Source organism: Pseudomonas sp. O39, from assembly GCF_045447295.1.
Lineage (GTDB): Bacteria > Pseudomonadota > Gammaproteobacteria > Pseudomonadales > Pseudomonadaceae > Aquipseudomonas > Aquipseudomonas antarctica_A.
Window position 1 is genome coordinate 1 of the sequence record NZ_JBJGXV010000031.1, and the last position, 17,244, is coordinate 17,244.

The 17,244-nt window shown below is 57.7% G+C and carries 21 protein-coding genes and 1 pseudogene; 4 read left to right on the plus strand and 18 right to left on the minus strand.

What is annotated here, in order from left to right; genetic code table 11:
- Positions 1 to 181 precede the first annotated feature (181 nt).
- The gene (locus ACI77D_RS26845; protein WP_087694020.1) at positions 182 to 364 is read right to left on the minus strand and encodes a hypothetical protein; all 183 of its coding nucleotides are present in this window, start codon (positions 362 to 364) and stop codon (positions 182 to 184) included.
- 222 nt (positions 365 to 586) lie between these two features.
- On the opposite strand from ACI77D_RS26845, the gene ACI77D_RS26850 reads away from it, so the two are divergent.
- Positions 587 to 1,210: a hypothetical protein gene (locus ACI77D_RS26850; RefSeq protein WP_407017819.1), complete on the plus strand. Its 624-nt coding sequence runs from the start codon at positions 587 to 589 to the stop codon at positions 1,208 to 1,210.
- On the opposite strand, the gene ACI77D_RS26855 is transcribed toward ACI77D_RS26850, so the two are convergent.
- Positions 1,197 to 1,436: a hypothetical protein gene (locus tag ACI77D_RS26855; protein WP_407017820.1), complete on the minus strand. Its 240-nt coding sequence runs from the start codon at positions 1,434 to 1,436 to the stop codon at positions 1,197 to 1,199. The genes ACI77D_RS26850 and ACI77D_RS26855 overlap by 14 nt on opposite strands.
- 72 nt (positions 1,437 to 1,508) lie before the next feature.
- Here ACI77D_RS26855 and ACI77D_RS26860 point away from each other — a divergent pair, with 72 nt between their 5' ends.
- Positions 1,509 to 1,895 carry a hypothetical protein gene (locus ACI77D_RS26860; protein ID WP_407017821.1) on the plus strand — a complete coding sequence of 129 codons (387 nt, stop codon included), beginning with the start codon at positions 1,509 to 1,511 and terminating at the stop codon, positions 1,893 to 1,895.
- Here the strand turns inward: ACI77D_RS26860 and ACI77D_RS26865 are convergent.
- From ACI77D_RS26865 to ACI77D_RS26940, 16 genes and pseudogenes are all read right to left on the minus strand, one after another.
- Positions 1,882 to 2,682, minus strand: a complete 801-nt coding sequence (locus ACI77D_RS26865) for a C40 family peptidase (RefSeq protein ID WP_407017822.1) — start codon at positions 2,680 to 2,682, stop codon at positions 1,882 to 1,884. The two genes, ACI77D_RS26860 and ACI77D_RS26865, sit on opposite strands and share 14 nt — an antisense overlap.
- A gap of 2 nt (positions 2,683 to 2,684) precedes the next feature.
- Positions 2,685 to 3,437 (minus strand): phage minor tail protein L, encoded by a 753-nt coding sequence (locus ACI77D_RS26870; protein ID WP_407017823.1) that lies wholly within the window; start codon positions 3,435 to 3,437, stop codon positions 2,685 to 2,687.
- 11 nt (positions 3,438 to 3,448) lie between these two features.
- Complete coding sequence (locus tag ACI77D_RS26875; protein ID WP_407017824.1) at positions 3,449 to 3,787, minus strand: phage tail protein; 339 nt, start codon at positions 3,785 to 3,787, stop codon at positions 3,449 to 3,451.
- Positions 3,787 to 7,134, minus strand: coding sequence for a phage tail tape measure protein (locus ACI77D_RS26880; protein WP_407017825.1), 3,348 nt, complete (start codon positions 7,132 to 7,134; stop codon positions 3,787 to 3,789). The genes ACI77D_RS26875 and ACI77D_RS26880 overlap by 1 nt, the downstream gene beginning before the upstream one ends.
- Entirely contained in the window at positions 7,131 to 7,400 is a 270-nt protein-coding gene (locus ACI77D_RS26885; RefSeq protein ID WP_407017826.1) for a DUF1799 domain-containing protein, read from the minus strand. Before ACI77D_RS26885 ends, ACI77D_RS26880 begins: the two co-directional genes overlap by 4 nt.
- Before the next feature lie 47 nt (positions 7,401 to 7,447).
- A complete protein-coding gene (locus tag ACI77D_RS26890) occupies positions 7,448 to 7,828 on the minus strand; it encodes a phage tail assembly chaperone (protein WP_407017827.1) in 381 nt (126 codons plus the stop codon).
- A gap of 3 nt (positions 7,829 to 7,831) precedes the next feature.
- Entirely contained in the window at positions 7,832 to 8,488 is a 657-nt protein-coding gene (locus ACI77D_RS26895; RefSeq protein ID WP_407017828.1) for a phage tail protein, read from the minus strand.
- Between the two features lie 392 nt (positions 8,489 to 8,880).
- Positions 8,881 to 9,297: a phage tail terminator-like protein gene (locus ACI77D_RS26900; RefSeq protein WP_407017829.1), complete on the minus strand. Its 417-nt coding sequence runs from the start codon at positions 9,295 to 9,297 to the stop codon at positions 8,881 to 8,883.
- Entirely contained in the window at positions 9,294 to 9,929 is a 636-nt protein-coding gene (locus tag ACI77D_RS26905) for a hypothetical protein (RefSeq protein ID WP_407017884.1), read from the minus strand. Before ACI77D_RS26905 ends, ACI77D_RS26900 begins: the two co-directional genes overlap by 4 nt.
- Positions 9,930 to 9,946: 17 nt before the next feature.
- On the minus strand, positions 9,947 to 10,318 hold the full coding sequence (locus ACI77D_RS26910) for a hypothetical protein (protein WP_407017830.1): 372 nt from the start codon (positions 10,316 to 10,318) through the stop codon (positions 9,947 to 9,949).
- Positions 10,319 to 10,335: 17 nt separating this feature from the next.
- Positions 10,336 to 10,839, minus strand: a complete 504-nt coding sequence (locus ACI77D_RS26915; protein ID WP_407017831.1) for a DnaT-like ssDNA-binding protein — start codon at positions 10,837 to 10,839, stop codon at positions 10,336 to 10,338.
- A 142-nt stretch (positions 10,840 to 10,981) separates the two neighbouring features.
- A complete protein-coding gene (locus ACI77D_RS26920) occupies positions 10,982 to 11,419 on the minus strand; it encodes a tetratricopeptide repeat protein (protein ID WP_407017832.1) in 438 nt (145 codons plus the stop codon).
- Between the two features lie 132 nt (positions 11,420 to 11,551).
- The gene (locus tag ACI77D_RS26925; RefSeq protein WP_407017833.1) at positions 11,552 to 12,136 is read right to left on the minus strand and encodes a hypothetical protein; all 585 of its coding nucleotides are present in this window, start codon (positions 12,134 to 12,136) and stop codon (positions 11,552 to 11,554) included.
- Between the two features lie 47 nt (positions 12,137 to 12,183).
- Positions 12,184 to 13,149 carry a major capsid protein gene (locus ACI77D_RS26930; RefSeq protein ID WP_407017834.1) on the minus strand — a complete coding sequence of 322 codons (966 nt, stop codon included), beginning with the start codon at positions 13,147 to 13,149 and terminating at the stop codon, positions 12,184 to 12,186.
- A gap of 12 nt (positions 13,150 to 13,161) precedes the next feature.
- Positions 13,162 to 13,890: a hypothetical protein gene (locus tag ACI77D_RS26935; RefSeq protein WP_407017835.1), complete on the minus strand. Its 729-nt coding sequence runs from the start codon at positions 13,888 to 13,890 to the stop codon at positions 13,162 to 13,164.
- A gap of 82 nt (positions 13,891 to 13,972) precedes the next feature.
- Positions 13,973 to 14,284, minus strand: a pseudogene (locus ACI77D_RS26940) (phage head morphogenesis protein); the annotation flags it as partial.
- 713 nt (positions 14,285 to 14,997) lie between these two features.
- Here ACI77D_RS26940 and istA point away from each other — a divergent pair.
- Positions 14,998 to 16,503: an IS21 family transposase gene (istA, locus tag ACI77D_RS26945; RefSeq protein WP_141240638.1), complete on the plus strand. Its 1,506-nt coding sequence runs from the start codon at positions 14,998 to 15,000 to the stop codon at positions 16,501 to 16,503.
- Positions 16,493 to 17,236: an IS21-like element helper ATPase IstB gene (istB, locus tag ACI77D_RS26950; protein ID WP_094953903.1), complete on the plus strand. Its 744-nt coding sequence runs from the start codon at positions 16,493 to 16,495 to the stop codon at positions 17,234 to 17,236. The genes istA and istB overlap by 11 nt, the downstream gene beginning before the upstream one ends.
- Positions 17,237 to 17,244 lie beyond the last annotated feature (8 nt).

Genomic DNA, 17,244 nt, shown 5'->3' on the forward strand with positions numbered 1-17,244 from the left:
ATGTCATTTCGGATCATCCATTTTCCAAAGAAAGCGCGACTGAAGGTTAAGGGCACTTGACTGCAATCACAAATTTGAAATGGAACAAGCTCTACTTGCACGATAAATCCTTGGCAAATCTACTCTGCGTCCGAGTCCACCAGATGCAAAAAGCCCAGCGATAGGCTGGGCGGTTTCGGCATCACAGAGAGCGAAGCTCAGTGAATGCTCGAGCAATGCAGTACGGAATCACTGCGCAGGTCAGCCCCATTGCAGCTGCGGCCGCTTCCTGCGGGGCGCTTTTCGCAAGCATCATCCCGCCAAAACCGACAACCGCACCAATAAACGACATTACGATGGTGACGAACCACATAAATTTGGCCAAGTTGACTCCCTTCATTCGATGATTATTCTTGCTCACCCGCAACGGGTGAGTCGCGATTTCGCGGGGGAAATCTACAGCTGTCGTTGCGCGAGGTCAATTTGACATCACCCTCCCACGATCCTGTCCAGGCATCCAGTGTGGATGGAATGCCAGTAACTGGGCAGAGGTTCGGCGTAGTAGCGTTATGCCTCCCTGGAAAGATCAATCTGGCTTGGAGCCACCATGAGCTCGCTTCTTTTCTACACGGATGACAATGAAGCTACTGTAGTGACGGACACCCTTGTCGTAACGCCGAGCGAAGAGTTTCTCGGGCACGCAAACAAGGCCGTCTCCGTGGATCGACTACGACTAATCACTGCCGGAACCGGAGTCGCTGACGTCTTCATCAATTGGATCTCCTTCGTGAATGATGAGAGTGCTGCCTTGGATGTAGATTCTCTCAACGACGAAGCGACCAAGCGCCTTCAGTCCATCTGGGGCGAAGTGCAACGCAACACACCCGCCTTCGCGGATCAGACAGCAACGATCTATCTCTTTGGGTTGTCCAACGATAGTGGTCACATTCATGGCTATGTCTACCGGTCTACTAGTAAATTTGCCTCCGCGCGGATCCCTCAAGGCCTTGCCATGAAGCCAGCACTGACCGTTGAGGAACTGGGAACTGTGGAGTACTGGGACTTTCCTGATTGCAGCAAAGAAATAATTCGATTGCAGGCCGCCATAGAGGGCGCGAAACCAAAGGGTCAGCGCGTCCTGATAGGCGGAAATGCCAACTTGATACGGCTGACGAAGGATGGATCTGAATTTATGACGCTAGGCGAGTTGGAAATTCCTATGCCAGCGTAAAAGTGATATGGCCAGGGCCAGATATGAGATCAGCAGTAAGCCCCGGTTTACCAGTGTAGGCACGGCTGTACCCATCCTTGCTTTGGCACTTGCCGGAGAATTTCATCCGATCAATCTCGACACCGCCATCCAGAATGGCGACCTCGATTTCAGCGCCGCAGATATCGCCATCGGTGATGGTGAAGAGGTCGTGAATGGTCAGCATGTAGCGTTGTATGATTTGCATGTAGCACTCCGAGCTTAATCATCGGTTGTGGATAAAGGACCGTCTGCCGCGCAGACGTAAGGAACCGCGTTGATGGACCCTCGATTTGTAGTTCAAAGAAACTTCCCGCGCTGCGATGACTACGATGAAAACTCATTCAATGGCCAGCTACACGAGTACGCGCGCTGGGCACAAGATGAATACTGGCTCTTAGAGTGGGCTCTCTATCAATTAGCCAAGGAAGAGGAGATCGACCCTGAGCTCTACTGGCAGGTGTTTCGCATCTTCAGCCACTGTTTCATGTCATTTGGCTGCCACTTCGATCGGAATGACGGCTACAAAATACGTAACCTCAAGAGAGCACAGCTATACGACTGCCGGGAGAGATTCCAGGTGGTATTTGAGGGTTTTTTCTCCAGAAATATGCCTGAGCAAAACATCTTTGAAGAAGAGAACCCACTGCTACTCACCGTCCATTAACTTGCTGAAGTGCCTCCTTCACATCAGATGATTCGCGCCGGTCTTTGTGCCTGAGGATCAGGCATGTCCGGTCATGCCAAGGCCCACCGTAGACGATGATCTCCGACGGCCTGCCGTATAGGTGGTGCAGCAGGAACGGGCCAGCGCCGAAGGCGCCTGATTCTTCACCTGGTAGCGACGGATCGGCGCCAAGGTAAATGCCAGCATGATTCGGGTGCACCGTGCGTCCTACGTGCATGACAATCATGTCGCCGCGCTGTGGCCGGTCGACGCGCACAAAGCCGGCAGCCTCGTAGTGCTGCTCGTACAGGCTGGCGTTCTCCTCGCTCTCCCACCAGCCATCAGTGCGCTGGAATACTTCGAACTCAACCCCCCATTCGCGCTGGTACCAATCAGCGCAGACCTGCCAGCAGTCCCAGGCACCGTGCACGAAAGGCCGCTTGAGCAGCGGCGTGCTGCCCGTGGGAGTGATCGTGCGCATGTCGCCCTCCGGCCAGGACAGGATGTGCCAGGGTAAGGCCGTGGCCTCGCACATGGCCAGGTCGTGCGGTGACGGCCTGCTGGTGGCGTCCGGGTGCGAGTGAAGAATGCCGATCACTTCGCCCAAGTCTTCCGCCGCAGCGTAGTCCTCAGGATCGAGCCGGAACTCTTCGTTGGGCTCCGTGGCGATATTCCTGCACGGAAAGTACTTCTGAGCGCGACCCACGGCCAGCAACAGGCCGCAGCATTCGCGCGGATACTCGGCTGCAGCATGCGCCTGAATAGCCGCAATTATGTGCTTGCGCATGGTCAGCTCCGGGCAATCAGGGAAACGGCGGGGAATCCACCGAAGGACAGTTCGTCGTTCTCGCCGAAGCGGAGCTTGCAGGACGACAGGCATCCCTTGCACTGATCCAGCGCCGGGTCACCCGTGGGGTTGTCCTCGTCGTCGAACATGGCAGCGCCGGTGTAGCCGCAATCAGCCCCGCGATATCCGTTCGTCATGGCCCAGTGGCAGAACGTCGTCATCTGCCGGCCGGGCAGCCCGTGGTTGTCGATCTCCCCAGGAGAGGACAGCTCCCACATCACGGCCTCGCCGTCCTCGCTGGTTTTCTGGTCGATATACCAGATCTCCAACGCTTCCTGGGTCGGGTCAGCAGTTTGATTGCCCTCAGGGAAGTTCGCAGCGTCCAAGTATTGCGCCAGCGTCTCGCGAACCGTGAGTTTGAACTTCAGCATGTCCTCGAAGGCCAAGCACAGCGCCGTCACGCGACCGTTGACGTTGCCAGCGACGAATGTCGGGCGAGTGGCTGTGCCGTCGCTGCTGGAACCGATGCCTTCAATTTGCACCGGCCAGGCCGCGTACTCGACGCCCTGCCACCAGATCGACTTCGCTGGCAGGTCCTCTTCAGATCCCTCGTAAGCCAGCAATTCCTCCGGTGTGTGCGGAATGGCGTGACCGTGAAAGCGCAGGTAATCGGCGCCGTACTCGGTACCGTCAATTTCGAACAGGCGAATCTCGCCGCCGGGCTCCAGTTTCTGGATGTCCGTGATCAGTGCCATGGGTCGTTATCTCAGGGGTGAAAGGTTTGCTGGAAGGTGGCGGTGATGGCGTAGACCTGGCCGCCACGGTGAATCGGCTTGTAGCCGTTGCACTTGTAGAGCCCAAGCACGCCAAGTGGTGGCGTCCAGAGAAAGCCCTTTGCCCCCTTGTGCCGGTCGAGGAACTTCCTGATCTCCAGGATTCGAGATTCCATACCAGTGAAAGTCACAGGCCAGGATTCCGACTGGTTATTCAAACCATCCTCAACCGACTGCTCGTATCCGTCGGCGAACTGCTTGGAGCGCACGCGTTGGGTGATATCTCCCTCCGCGCCCTTCTCCGTTGACCAAGTGAATCGTTCGATTGCCATCAGCGCCCCTTGATTGCTTTGTTGATGACTCCACCCTGGCCCATGTCCTTGTTGCGCAGTTGCTGATACTTCTGCTCAACAAACGTTGCCAGCTCCTTGCCGAACAGGTCGTAACCGGGGGCATCAGCCGAGGACGAAGCGTTACCCTCGCCGTCGATGTGCACCTCGACATTGATCTGCGTTGCACCTGCACCGCCGCCGCCCATGGCCATAACGCCCAGCTTGCCGCTGGATGTTCGGGTCAGCGGCATGATTGCCTCTTCCCCCGCCTCGCCCATGACACCGGTTTTGCCGTTGGCCATGCCGAACGCCGTAGGCTTGCTGACGATTGAGTTGGTGAAGGCGCCGCCGTCGGCGAACATCTGCACACCGCCCGACCAGGCACCGCCCAAAGCTTGCGGAAAGTAGGAACCGGAGTAGCCGCCGGCCGAAGCGCCGAGATTGGAAGATGCCGCACCAGCAGACCCGGCCGCCAGTCCGTTGCCACCTGCAGCACTGCCGCCCAAGTAACTCGCCGCAGAACCCACCAGACTGCTCAGCAATGCCGAACTGGCCTGGCGTGTTGCAATGCGCGCCATGTCAGCCAAGATCGATTTTGCAAAGTCCGAGAACGATGCTTTACCGGTCATGGCGAAGTTGACGACTGCGTCTTCCATCGAACTGAAGGCATTGCCGAACAGGCTTTTCGTCTGGCCGGCGATATTCCGCGCCGAATCCAGATAGTTGTCCCAAGCCGCTGTTGCGCCTTTGGTCCAATCGCCCTGGGCGTTCTCCACATCCGCGTAGTTCTGCCGAATCTGGTCAGTGGCGGCTTTGTTCGCGTCTGCGAGCGCTTGCGACTTCCGCTTGAACTCCTCTTCCGACATGTTTCGCGATGGGTCGGACTTCTGGTTGGCCAGCTCCAGCGACTGCTGAGCAAACCGGTCTTGCTGGCTGTTGAGTTCGCCGCTGAGCGCGTTCTGTCGATCTCCCTGTCCCACGCCGATCACTGCGCGCTGGCCTGCCAGCTCCAACGCCCTCTGTTGTTGCCCCAGCGCCTGCACGTACGTGCTTATCGCCCGCTCTTGCTTGGCCAGGCGCCCGGTCTCGTTGGTCGCCAGGACTTCAAGTTGGCTGTCAGCGTCCTTCTGCGCTTTGACCATCCCCGCGCGCGCGTCAGCGATCTTCTGTTCCAGCTGGATGCTTTGCGCGGCCGATGTGGCCTTCTTGCCCTTGGCAGCCTCCAGCGCCGCAATCTCGGCCTCGTAGGCTGCAGTTACCTGGTCGCGTTCGTTGCCGATGAGCGCCTGGCGCCGCAGCAGATAGTCTTCCTCGGACAGCAAGCCAGCCTTTTGAGCCGCTTCCAGTTCCTTCTGGTAGTTCTTGTAGGTGTCGGTGATCGCCGCCAGGTCGTTCTTGGCGTTGTTGAAGCTCGTCAGGTCGACCTGGGTGCCAGCCGCTTTGGGATCTTTATTTTTGTCCTCGAGACCCTCTAGCAGTTTGTCGTACGCGCCACCGGAAAACTTTTTTCCGTCGTAGCTCACACCCTCAAGAAGTGGCGACTTCTGCCCTGCCTTTTCTGCATTTTCGTAAAGCGCTTTGAACTGGTTATTAAGCTTTTCCAGTCCCGCTTTGCGCTTGTTCAGAGGGTTGACGTTGTCGAGTTGCGCATCCAGCGCTTTCTGAGCCTCGATTGCCTTCTGGTTTGCGTCGGCGTTTTCACCGGTGACGATTGCCAGATTAGAACTGGCAGTCTGCCTGGCTTTCAACCCGGCAAGTTTTTTCTCAAGCGCTTCAGTTGAGTCGTCGTGCTCGCCGGTACCAAGACCAAGAGCCGAGTTCAAAGAGCTCAGCCCGTTAGAGATGGCACCCGCAACTCCGCCGCCCTTGCGGGTGTCCAGAACGCGCTGGGTGATCTCGATCTGCTTGGCCAGGTCAGGGAATATCTCCGACCGAACTTCAGCGTAAGCGCCCTTGATGGCGTTTTTGATCTTGTCCCAGTCGCGCTCTACATCCGAAAGCGACTCACGATAGGTCTTCAGACGCGCCAGTGCGGCCTGGTTAAGGTCTTCGCTGAGAATATCCAGAGCGCGCTGACTATCGCCCTGATCATCCAGCCCCTTTATCACCTGGTACTGCTCAAGGGTGAGCAACCCATACTGACTGCTGATCTTGCTGGCGGCTTCAGTAGCTCTATCGCCAGCGGTGGCAAAGGACTTGGCGAGTTCGCCCGCCCCCTGACCGGTAACTTCGCTGACTGCGGCTGCTGCTTCAGCCAGATTTCGCATCTGGGTGCCGCTGGTAGCCACTCCAGACGCAAGCGAAACCACGGCCTCTCGCGCACCGGACAGGTTTCCGGTGACGCGCCCAGCGCCGTCGGCCATGTCCTTCAGGCTTTCAATGGTTTGCCCGGCACCGTTAGTACCGCCATTGATAGCGGCATTGAACTCGCGCGCCTGCTTCATCGCATCGAAGTACGCATAGCCCAGCGAACCGATTACCGCGACCAGCAGGCCAGCCGGGATCAGCATGCCTGCCAAGCTTTTCGCCGACTCACCGGCGCCAGCGCCAAGCTGAGCGATCGCGCGCGCACCACTACCCAGATCGCCCGCCTGGATGGCATTGGCGAGCTGCATGACGTTTTCCTGAGCCTGGCGGGTGCCGAGCTTCAGCTTGTCGAAGGCGCTAGCGGCCTCAGTGAGGCCCGCCCGGTCTTTACCGATCTTAGCCAGAGCCTCGTTGTAGCGCTCAGCGTCGATCTGACCAGCTTTATGCAGGTCGTTGAGCGCCTTCTCCTGAGCCTCCAGCTTCACCAGCTTGGCGGTCACTGGATCAATACCGTTGACGGTGCGCTTCAGTGCCTCAATCTGGCGATTCTCTGCCTCGATCAGCTTTTGCTTCTGGGCCAGCTCTTTAGCTTCCGCCTTTTCAATCTTGTCGTAGGCCTTTCCCAGTTGATCCTGGTACTTCGCCTGCTCCTCGATGGTGACCAAGCCGCCCTTGCGGGCGCGCTCCAGCAAGCCTTCGGCCTGAACCAGCGATTCCATGCTCGAGATATTGCCCGTCATCGCCTTGTCGAGCTGACTGATGACGGAGATTTCCGCTACTGCGCTGTCAGTTGCCTTGCGACTTGCTCCAGCTTGCCGATCCCTGGCCGCCGTAGATTTGTCGATGCTTTGAGCAACATCCGCTTCGGCCTGGGAAACCTTCTTGCCGGTGCTGGCCAGGCCTTCACCGGTTTTGCCGAGGTCATCAATGGCCTTCTGGGCACCTTCCGCCGAATCGACCAGCTTATCCAGATCGTCAGCAGCCTTTGCGGCCTGCGACGACTCGACCGCAATACCCAGGGAAGCGAAATTGGTGCTCATTTTTTTTCTCTCTGTTCCGCCATCACCTGCAGGGCTTCAGCCTCCATCCGCCGGAAGTCGCTGAAAATCGTTTGTCGCTGACTGATCGGTACGCCGCACATCCGAATCACGCCGGCGAGGACGCTGTAGTCCATTCCTGTCGCGCCGCACGCGCCTGTGCGCCACTGGGTGCTCATGGCCTCGAAGACTTTGAAGGCCTCCCAGTTGTCCGGCCAGATTCCGACTTCCTTGTCGGGGATGTCCTGGCGCGATAAACCGAAGGCCATCAGGTCTGCATCCGATGGCCCTGGCTCATAGAGCGCGCGGGAGGCGCTTAGGAGTTTCCCAGGCGAGCCTCGCTGAAGGCTTCGGCGTACGCGCTCAACACTGCCTTGGGCGCCGAGTTGATCGAATTGACGAGGATGCGCACGTTTTCAGGTGTGAACTCCTCTTCGATATCCCAGCCCACCACCACATCCAACAGCTGGTCTGCTTGCAGGGCGATCTGGGCGGCGGTGAAAGCTTTGAGGTCCATGTCGCCGACCTGCTTGCCCAGTTCGTCGTGCCGCTCGTTCCAGCCGGTATACAGCTCGGCAAGCGCGGTGCGGTCCAGATACTTGAACTCGAACTCCACCTTTTCAGCGGTGTAGCCGGCGCGCTGGATCATCACCGGTGCCTTGAAGGTCGGCTTTTGGATCAACTTGAACTTGGCCATCGATTACACCGTGGCCGCGTAGCGGGTTGGACGACCGGTCAGGGCGATACTGATGACGCGAGTCATCAAGTTGTTGCGGGACATGGTCGGCGTCGAGGTGATCGACACGTAGCCGTTGTAGATGATGCTGCTGCCGCCAGGAAGGTTGAGTCGGAGCAGGCGCGCTTGCTTGTCGTCATCGGCAGCCTCACAGACCTCCACATAGGGCTTGGAAGGATCATCAGCGACGGTGATGGTCAGCGTGATCGGGTTTTTGGTGGTTGGCATCTGGCGATCATCATCGTCAGCCAGGAAGCCGAAGGTCAGGAACTGCTGATCACCACCACTGGAATTCATCTCGGTGATCTGAGAGATCTCGGTGAAGGCTGTAACCTCGCGAACGGAACCGATCCCCGAGCCCGAGGGATACTGTTGAATACTGGTCGTATTGACGCTCTCAAGCGCGAACGTGCCACTGGCGATCTCCCCAACTCGAACGCCGCGACCATCGAGGCGGGTCCAGCCGGAGTTAACAGCAATTACGTCACCCTCAGCCAAGCCGTGCGCCGCAGCGGTCGCTACGGCTGGATTGGCATTGGTCAAAGCAGTGAATGGGATCGCTGGACCGTAGGCGGCTGCAATCTCAAGGGTAGCGCCGTTGGGCATTTGGATGCCGGCCATGGGTGTTTCCTCTTTTCAGAAATGACAAAACCCGCACAGAGGCGGGTTTCGGGGTTTGCCCAACGGGCTAAATGTTGTTTGTTGCTAATCGACTTTCATATTGCTTCGGACCTCGTCCAAAGGGATACCGGATTTCGAACCTACGACCACACCGGTAAGGCCACAGCCTGGACAGCATGCATGCTTATCCTCGTACCACTTTATAATTTCAGTGGGCAGAAGCCAAAGACCGCATCCGACGCATAAGCACCGCTCGCTCAAGGCGATTTCTTCGCGATTCCTATAGCAGTGGTCCTCTACCCACTCACTTAGATATTGAAGTCGCTGCTTCCTGATTTCGTCCATCGCAGGTATTCCCAAACCAATTCATGAATGGATTCTACCGTCTAGGATCAGGCGGTGTCGGCTCGGTACTCGAACGACACCGGCACCGTGTAAGTCGGCGGGTCTGTGATGCCTGGGCCAGGATCAACTGGCGACATCGTAACGACGGTGAGGCCTGCCTTTGTGTCTCGCGCATAAAGCGGGAATAGCGTGGTCAACTCAGCCACAAGTGGGTTCGTCTTGGTCTTGCCGGTGCCGGCCGGTGCCACAATGCTGACCTGGTAGACGCCGATGAATGCGCGGTGGTCGCCAGCGAGCGTGCTGCTCGCGGTATCGCCTGGGAGCATGAACGCCCGCAGATAGGTATCGCCGTCCGCAGGGTCGTACTGAGTGTTTTCGAACACGACCTTGATGGGCTCCGCACGCGCTTTGCTCCAGGCGAGCAGCTTTGCCTCATAGATCGATGCGATGATGGCGTGGCTCATACTTGGTTATTCCTGATGGCGTCATCGACAGTTTTCTGGAACTGAGACAACGTGACCCGAATCATCCCGTGAGGCGCTTGCTTGCTATGCCCATACTCAAGTGGGATTCCGTAGGGCAGGTTATTCACGATGTAGGCCGTCTGCCCCGCGGTCAGGGTTTGAACCTGTGCCTTGAGCACGGCGATGCTGACGTTACCGCTGACATCGATCTGATCAAGAACGCCATCTGCTGGGGCATCAATCGAAAACTGCCAGTTCCCGCGGAACCTCCCGCCGACGTAGTCCTTGCCAGCAACCAACCCGTTAACGTTGAAGTTCTGGTCGAGCTCGGTCTTGGTCAGGGGCTTGGCCAACTTCACACCGCGCCGCAGTTTGCCGGCTTTGGTGAAGTTCGATTCGTTGAGGTTGATGATCGTGTTGCGCACCGAAACCTTGAAGTCGTAGTCATCGGCGGCTCGCTTGTTCGCCTGCCGGTGAACGACGTTCGCAGCCCAGATCTCTGGATTGCCCACCGGTGACATGCGGATGACGCTGCTGCCGATCTCTATCACGATCTCGCGAATGGTTGCGTCGATTCCGGCTTGAGCGCGCTCGGCGAAGTCGCGAATGTTCTCGGCAAAACTTCCGTTCATGCTCGCGTACTTGTTGGTCACGACCGCACCTGCAGCTCATAAAGAATCGGTGTGCCAGCCGGGTTGACCTCTTTCAGCGGCGGGACGATTGACCAGGTGCGCCCCTGGGCCACGACTTTGTCGAGAAGGCCAGGCATCCAGGCTAATCCCTGCGCTGCAATCTTGAGTTTCTTGTCGCCCTGCTTGATGAGGCTGTTGTTCTGGAATTCTTGGCCGGTGAAGTCGAGCAGGATGCCTTGGGCGATTTGCTCGACGTTTGCGCCCGGCGTCTCGCCGCCCGTCTCCGGGTCGTACTCGCCCGGCTCAGTCTTGCTGATGGTCACGGGCTGGCCGAACTCTGAGATCATCTCCAGAGCCATCACGGCCATTTCGTCGTAGAAGGTGGCCATGGTGGTCTCCGTTGCAGCTATGCGCGGACCGCGAACAACCCGCGCTTTTGTAGGTAGTCGGCAAACTGCGTAGAACTCGGTCGATCAGGCGCCGCAGGCAACAGTCGGCCGCTGGTGTTGGAAATCGTCGCGTATTCGCGGGTCACCGCACCTTCGACACGCTCCAGCGTCACAGCGCCTTTGCGCTTGTCGATTGGGTCGATATCGTCCTGATGTATCTCGGCCGCCAGGGCCATCTGCCCGTACTGAATGCGCGCCGGCAGGTAGTTGTTAGGCTTGATCTCGTGATCCAGCAGCACTTCCCGGCGCGGCCAAGAAAGTCCCTGCTCGCTGTTCGTCTTGCGCCCCTTCCAGGTCATGCCGTCCATAGCCAAAGCCGCCCGGCGCAGCAACGCTTCCTGCTCAGGAACACCTGCGGGTATGACCGTGCCGAATTTCACTGCGTACCTAACCAGGTCCTCGGCGCTCGCGTAGCTTTCGGCATCAGGCTTGCCAGTACCGTCCTCGATGATGAGTGTCATGCGTTTACTCGCTGAATGGGTTAAGACTGCCTGCTCGCTTTACGGAATACTGAATTCGACCAAGTGCGCACACGATGGAGTGCCCATAACCCTAAACAGAGTCAATGCAATAAATCGCCGGTCAGCCTAGTAGTTAAGAAATTCAAAGATCAGCACGTGTTTTGAGAAAGGTCAGGTATCGAGCATCTTCAGTTGCGAAAATCTCTGGGCCAGCGCCCATGTATGCTCGCATCAACTCGTCTGCTGCAGAGTCTTCTTGACCGTCATCGAACAAAACCTGCCCAAGACGCAGATGCAAAAAGGGATTTCCAAGACCACCAGGGCAGGTCATTGCGTATTGCAAAGCTTCGCGAGCTGAGGTTTTGAATCCGGACAAGAAACACGCATCAGCGATAGCCGCCAGAATCCAAGTTGCGGCCTCCCAATCATTTTTGGGTGAAGGGATCATTTCCCAAGCCTTGTTATATTCTGTCACTGCTGCCTCAAAGCAGCCTGACTCAGCGAGCAGATCTCCGGCACTACTGAATTTCTTTATTTGCTCGTAAAGCTCAGGATTTAGCTCTCCATTTTCGCTCGTCATTATCCACTCCATAGATTCGGTGAAGTTCAGAAGTAAGAACCTATCTGAATCACGCCCTATTTAGTAGGTTTCTGAAGATCTCACGAAGCTTTTGCTTTGCCCTTTATTAGCCTTGCCTACATCTCAGTCGTATCACGCCCCGCTCAACTCGGCGACAAGCTTTTCCAAGGAGTCTTTCGAAGCGTTGGCCCGGTACTGGACATTGGCTTCATCGAGTTTGGCTTTCAGCGCCTCGATTTGAGTGGCCTCATCCGCGGGCGGTGTGGTGGCGGCCTTCTTCAGCGCTTCAACCTCGCCGCGCAGTGCGTCGACAGTCAAGGCAAGGCCGTCACGCTCAGTAGTCAGGTCACCTACTGAGGCATGGATGCTTCCCAGCACTTCGAACAGGCGCAACGCCAGTTCACCAGCCTCTGGACGGCGGATTTCGCCAGCCTCAAGGCCACCAATCAGGATCTCGATCGATCCATGTTCAACCCGCAAAGTCGCGATGACTTTTTCCAGTTCGGCCTGGTTGGCACCGCCAACAATCTGCACCCGCTTGGCCTCTTTCACCGACACGTCAATACCGGCCGCTTCGTATGCGTCGACCACGCTTGGCCAATCGCCAATCACCAGCACGCTGGTCACGCCGGCTTCGGGCTTATCGAAGTGTTCCGGATTGCGGTAACGTTTCTCCGGGTCGAAGCCGTCGAGCTGGTTGCTGTAAGTCAGTTCCATGTGTTTCTCCAAGGCGGCCATCGCTGACCGCGCATTGCGTTTAAGGCTTAGTCGCCAGCGACAGGAGGCGTTGCAGTCAGCTTGATCATCACGCCGGCGGTGACCTTGTTACTTCCAGCGTGCTTGACCCAGTTGGCAGCAGAGCCGACCGCAGCCAGGGTTGGGTTGGAACCGCCAGTGGTGGCTTTCCAGCTGTAACCCAGCACATCGATGTTCACTGTGCCTTCAGCGCGGTAGCCGATGCTCAGGTTCTCTTCGTCATTCACTTCGTAGGAACGGAAGCCCGGGGCCTGAGACTCGGTGATGGTTACCGCGTTTGGCAGCAATCCGAAGATCACGTCCGCCGGCGCGGTATCGGTCACCAGTACAGGCTTGCCCAGAGTGCCCGGCAGGCCACCGTAGATCACGACGCCAGCTTCTTCGTAGATCTTGTTGGTGATGGCTTCGTCGACGATGTCGAAGTAGGCGCTGGAGTGCATGACCCACAACGCAATACGACCGAACTTGTCGCCGAATTTGCGCATGCCGCGGGTCAGCGTCTTCTTGCCGTCGGTTTCGATGTTGGCCGAAACCACCATGTCGGCGTTGGAGCCGATGGCGGCACGCAGGCCAGCAGTTGCGTACTGGATGAAGCCTTCCAAGGTCGCATCAGCGACGTCGGCACCGACGATCTGGGAGAACTCCTCGACCGGACGACCGCGGCGCTTGAACGCCTCTTCGGTGGTCTGGTAAGGGCCGTACTTCCAGGGAGCCTTAACACCGACAGCTTCGCCGGCGGAGATCTTCTTGGCAGTTACCTTGCCGTCAGAGTTGACATCGCGGTGCTCCAGAGAGCCGTTCAACTTGTAGAGGGCGCGCTTGCGGAAGTCGCCTTCGATCAGTTCGTTGTCCAGCACCATTGCGCCATTGGACGATGCGTTGAACACATCCAGGTTGTCCTGGACACGCTCCAGATATGCGGTTTGCGCCTCATCGTTGTAGATGATCAGGTCGCTATTTACGGTTGTAGCCATGAGTCAATCCCCTTACTTGGGCAATTGCAGATATGCGGTTTGGCCGTGCTTGCGCTGGAAGTCGCGCTTCTGCTCGGAAGTCATTTCGGAGCGCTTGAATGCAGCCTTGCCGCCACCCCCGCCCGGGGCAAATGTCCCTGAAGCCCTTGGCCACAGATGAGGTGCGCTTTCGCGCAGAGATTCCGCCCATTCGAGCGGAGTCAAAGGGGTCTTGCCGTCTTTACCGAGGATGACCTGGCCGGATTCATCAACGGCGACGGCATCGCCATCTTCGTTAAGGGTGAACACGCCTTTGGCGCGCAGGATGATGTCGTCTGTCGCTTCAGGGAGCGCACCAGCCTTCAGTGCTGCGCCGCGTACCGAGTCGCCCAGGACTTTACCCTGGAACTTGGCAGCGAAGGACTCAGCCTTCTCGGCGCGCTCACTGATGGTCTTCAACTGCTTGTCGTAGTCGCCACGCAAGCGCTCGGTGCGACGGTTAAAGACTTCGTCCACCTTGCCCTCGGTCAGCAGCTTGGTTTCTTCGTCCTGCCCGGCGCGACTGAGCAGGCCTTTGACGGCTTCAATATCGATGCCTTCAAACTGGGTTTCGAACTGGGTCAGCTTGCCGGAGGTTTCCTTCAGCTTGCCCAGCAGTTCCGAGTTCTTAGTTTTGAGACCAGACACAGATGCTTCAACGGCAGTCGCGATAGCGGCCTTGATTGCCGGGTTTTCCAGGTCGATTTCGTTTTCTTCTGCCACGTTGATGCACCCCTTGGGTATGTTTCGCCCGCTTTGCAGGCAATAAAAAACCGCCCGGAGGCGGCTGATTGAATGTGTTCGGTTAGATCCCTGCTCGCTCGAAGGCCAGCGGCTCCAGCCCCTTCATCTGCACCAGAGTCAGCGGCGCAAAGTTGCGATCAAGCTGCAGCTCGGTGAATCGCTCGATGCTCAGCCCGCCCTCTCGGAATAGCTTGGCCCGGACCGGACCGATAGCCACATCCTGGAAAGAAGCAGGCTGCTGCTGAAGCCAGTGGTAGTAATCGAGGTCAGCACTGACCTGCTGACCGCCATCGGCGCCCACTGAAGCCCTCGTAGCGCCTTTTGCAAAAATTTCACTGAGAGAAGTAAGCAGTACAAACGTTGTTCGACAGTTATGAGTTACGATTCCACCAGCAAAATACCAGCCATCTACCGTTTCAAGATTGTAAACATGCCCAGAAAAACCATCGTTCCGAATCTCGACGATCTGGTCGCAAAATACGTGGCCGGAGCATCCATTGATGATATTTGCAGCCAATTCAGTGTCAGCAGAGCCGTACTCTATCGATCCTTCAGTGAGGCTGGCGTCGTCATGCGTAACGCCGGAAGGCCGAAAATCGAACTGCCGACCGAAAGACTGATTGAAATGTTCAATTCCGGCGTCGGAATCTCCGGTATAGCTACTTATTTCAAGGTCGCCCCAAATGTCATCATCAGGCATCTCAAGCTGGCAGGTGTTCCGACTAGAAACCGAAGTGAGCAGCAGAGTGCGCGCATGGCTACAACAGCTCCGGACGAGCGAAAGCGCCTTGCTCATCGAGCTAACGAAGCTGCAAGAGGTAGAGTCCACAGCGCGGAAGAGAAAGCTCAACGCGCGATTACTAATCAGACCCGATCGGCGCGCATCTCCAGGTACGAGACCCAGCTTTTTACGATGCTGGTGAATCGCGGCATATACCCCACCACCCAACACCCTATCGGCCCCTATAACTGCGACCTCGCTGTTAATCAGCGTGCAAAACTTTCCAGATTTCCGGGGTAAACAGCGTCCAATAGTTTCCACCCCGGGGTGTGCAACCATCCGGTCTTTCGGCCGGAGAATCTGGGGTGTTATCGATGGATATAATTGCCGAAATTCGGCGCCGGCATCTGGTTAGCGGCGAGAGCATTAGTGCGATTGCGCGCAGCCTTAAACTCTCCCGGCCAACGGTGCGCAAGCATCTGCACTCGACGGCTGAACCGGTGTATGCGCGTCAGCAACAGCCCTCGCCAAAGCTCGGTGAGTTTCAAGTCACTCTGCAAGCCTGGCTCAATACCGAGCAGCATTTACCTCGCGCCCAGCGCCGTACGGCGCAGCGGTTGTTCGAGGGATTGCAGATCGAGGGTTATCGCGGCGCTTACGACAGCGTGCAGCGCTTTGTAAAACAGTGGAAATCCGTCAAGAACGGGCCAACGACAACTCAGGCGTTCGTGCCGCTGGTGTTCGCACCCGGCGATGCTTGTCAGTTCGATTGGAGCCATGAGCACGTCGAGATCGATGGCGTGCCGCAGACCATCAAGGTGGCGCATTTTCGTCTGGCCTACAGCCGGCAGATGTTCGTCGCAGCCTATCCCCGTGAGACCCAGGAGATGGTGTTCGATGCCCATAACCGGGCCTTTGCGTTCTTTGGTGGGGTGCCGCAACGGGTCATATACGACAACCTCAAGGCGGTGGTCGAGGCGATCCTGGTCGGCAAGGAGCGACGCTTTAATCGTCGGTTTATGGCCATGGCCAATCACTACCTGTTCGAGCCGGTGGCCTGCACCCCGGCCTCGGGCTGGGAAAAGGGTCAGATTGAAAATCAGGTGGGTAATGTCCGCGAGTGGCTGTTCACGCCGATGGCGCGTTTCGCCAGCTTTGCGGCGCTTAATGACTGGCTGGCATTACGTTGCCGCGAGCTGAGCCAGCGCGAGCATCCTACCGAACGCAGCCAGAGCATTGCCGAGCATTTCGCCCGCGAGCAACCGTTATTGCGCGCGTTCAGCGCGACCTTTGACGGCTATCTCGAGCAGATGCTGCGCGCCTCCAGCACCTGCCTGGTGCGGGTTGATCGCAACCGCTACAGCGTCCCTGCCGAATGGGCCGGTAAGGCGGTGTCCGTGCGCAGCACTGCCACTGAGGTACTGGTCGTCGCCGAGGGTGCACAGATCGCCGAGCACGCTCGCCGCTTTGGCCGCGATCAGTTGATCTGCGATCCCTGGCATTACCTTTCGGTACTGGAGAAGAAGCCCGGCGCCTTGCGCAATGGCGCGCCCTTTGTCGAATGGGATTTGCCGGCGGCGATCCAGCAGGTTCGCGAACGTCTGCTCAAACAACCTCGTGGCGATCGCGCCTTTGTTGAGTTGCTGCTGGTCGCCCGCGAGGTCGGTCTAGACGCACTGCAAGTGGCCTGCGAGTTAGCGCTCGAATGCGGCGTGGTCAATGGCTCGCTGGTGATGAATGAACTGCGGCGCCTGACCGCTCCAGCCCGGCCAGTGCAATTGGAACTGCCGGCACAACTGCAACTGCGCATTGAGCCGCTGGCCGATTGCGGCCGCTATGAGCAGCTAAGGAGCGGCCAGTATGTCCATTGACCGCGCCGCCCAACTGAAGACCTTACAGCTGCACGGCATGGCCACTGCGTGGCGCGAGCTATTGGCCGAAGCCCCGCGCCAATCAAGCCCTCCAGAGGTCTGGCTGGATCGCCTGATCGAGGCAGAACAAGCCGATCGGCAGGTGCGCAGCTTGCGCTATCAGCTCAAGGCCGCCCGTTTCCCGATCCATCGTGACCTGAGCGCTATCGACTGGGCCGAAACTCCCCTTGATCAAGGGCAGATCCAGCAACTGGCCAGCGCCGCCTTCATGGACAGCGCCCACAATCTGATCCTGGTCGGTGGCACGGGCACCGGCAAAACCCATCTGGCCACCGCCTTGGGCGTCGCCGCCATCCATCAAGGAAAGCGCTTGCGCTTCTACAACGCCGTCGATCTGGTCAACCAACTAGAGCGGGAAAAACAACAAGGTAAAGCCGGTAACTTGGCCAAGCAACTGCTGCATATCGATGCCGTAATTTTGGATGAGTTGGGCTATTTGCCGTTTCCCGACTCGGGTGGCGCACTGCTGTTTCACCTGATCAGCCAGCTCTACGAAAAGACCTCGCTGATCATTACTACCAACCTGTCGTTCGGCGAATGGGTCAGCGTTTTCGGCGATGCCAAGATGACCACCGCGCTGCTCGACCGCATCACCCACCACTGCGAAATCCTAGAAACCGGCAATGACTCGTTCCGCTTCAAACAGCGCAAGAAACAGATGAAAACCACGTAGCCGACTGG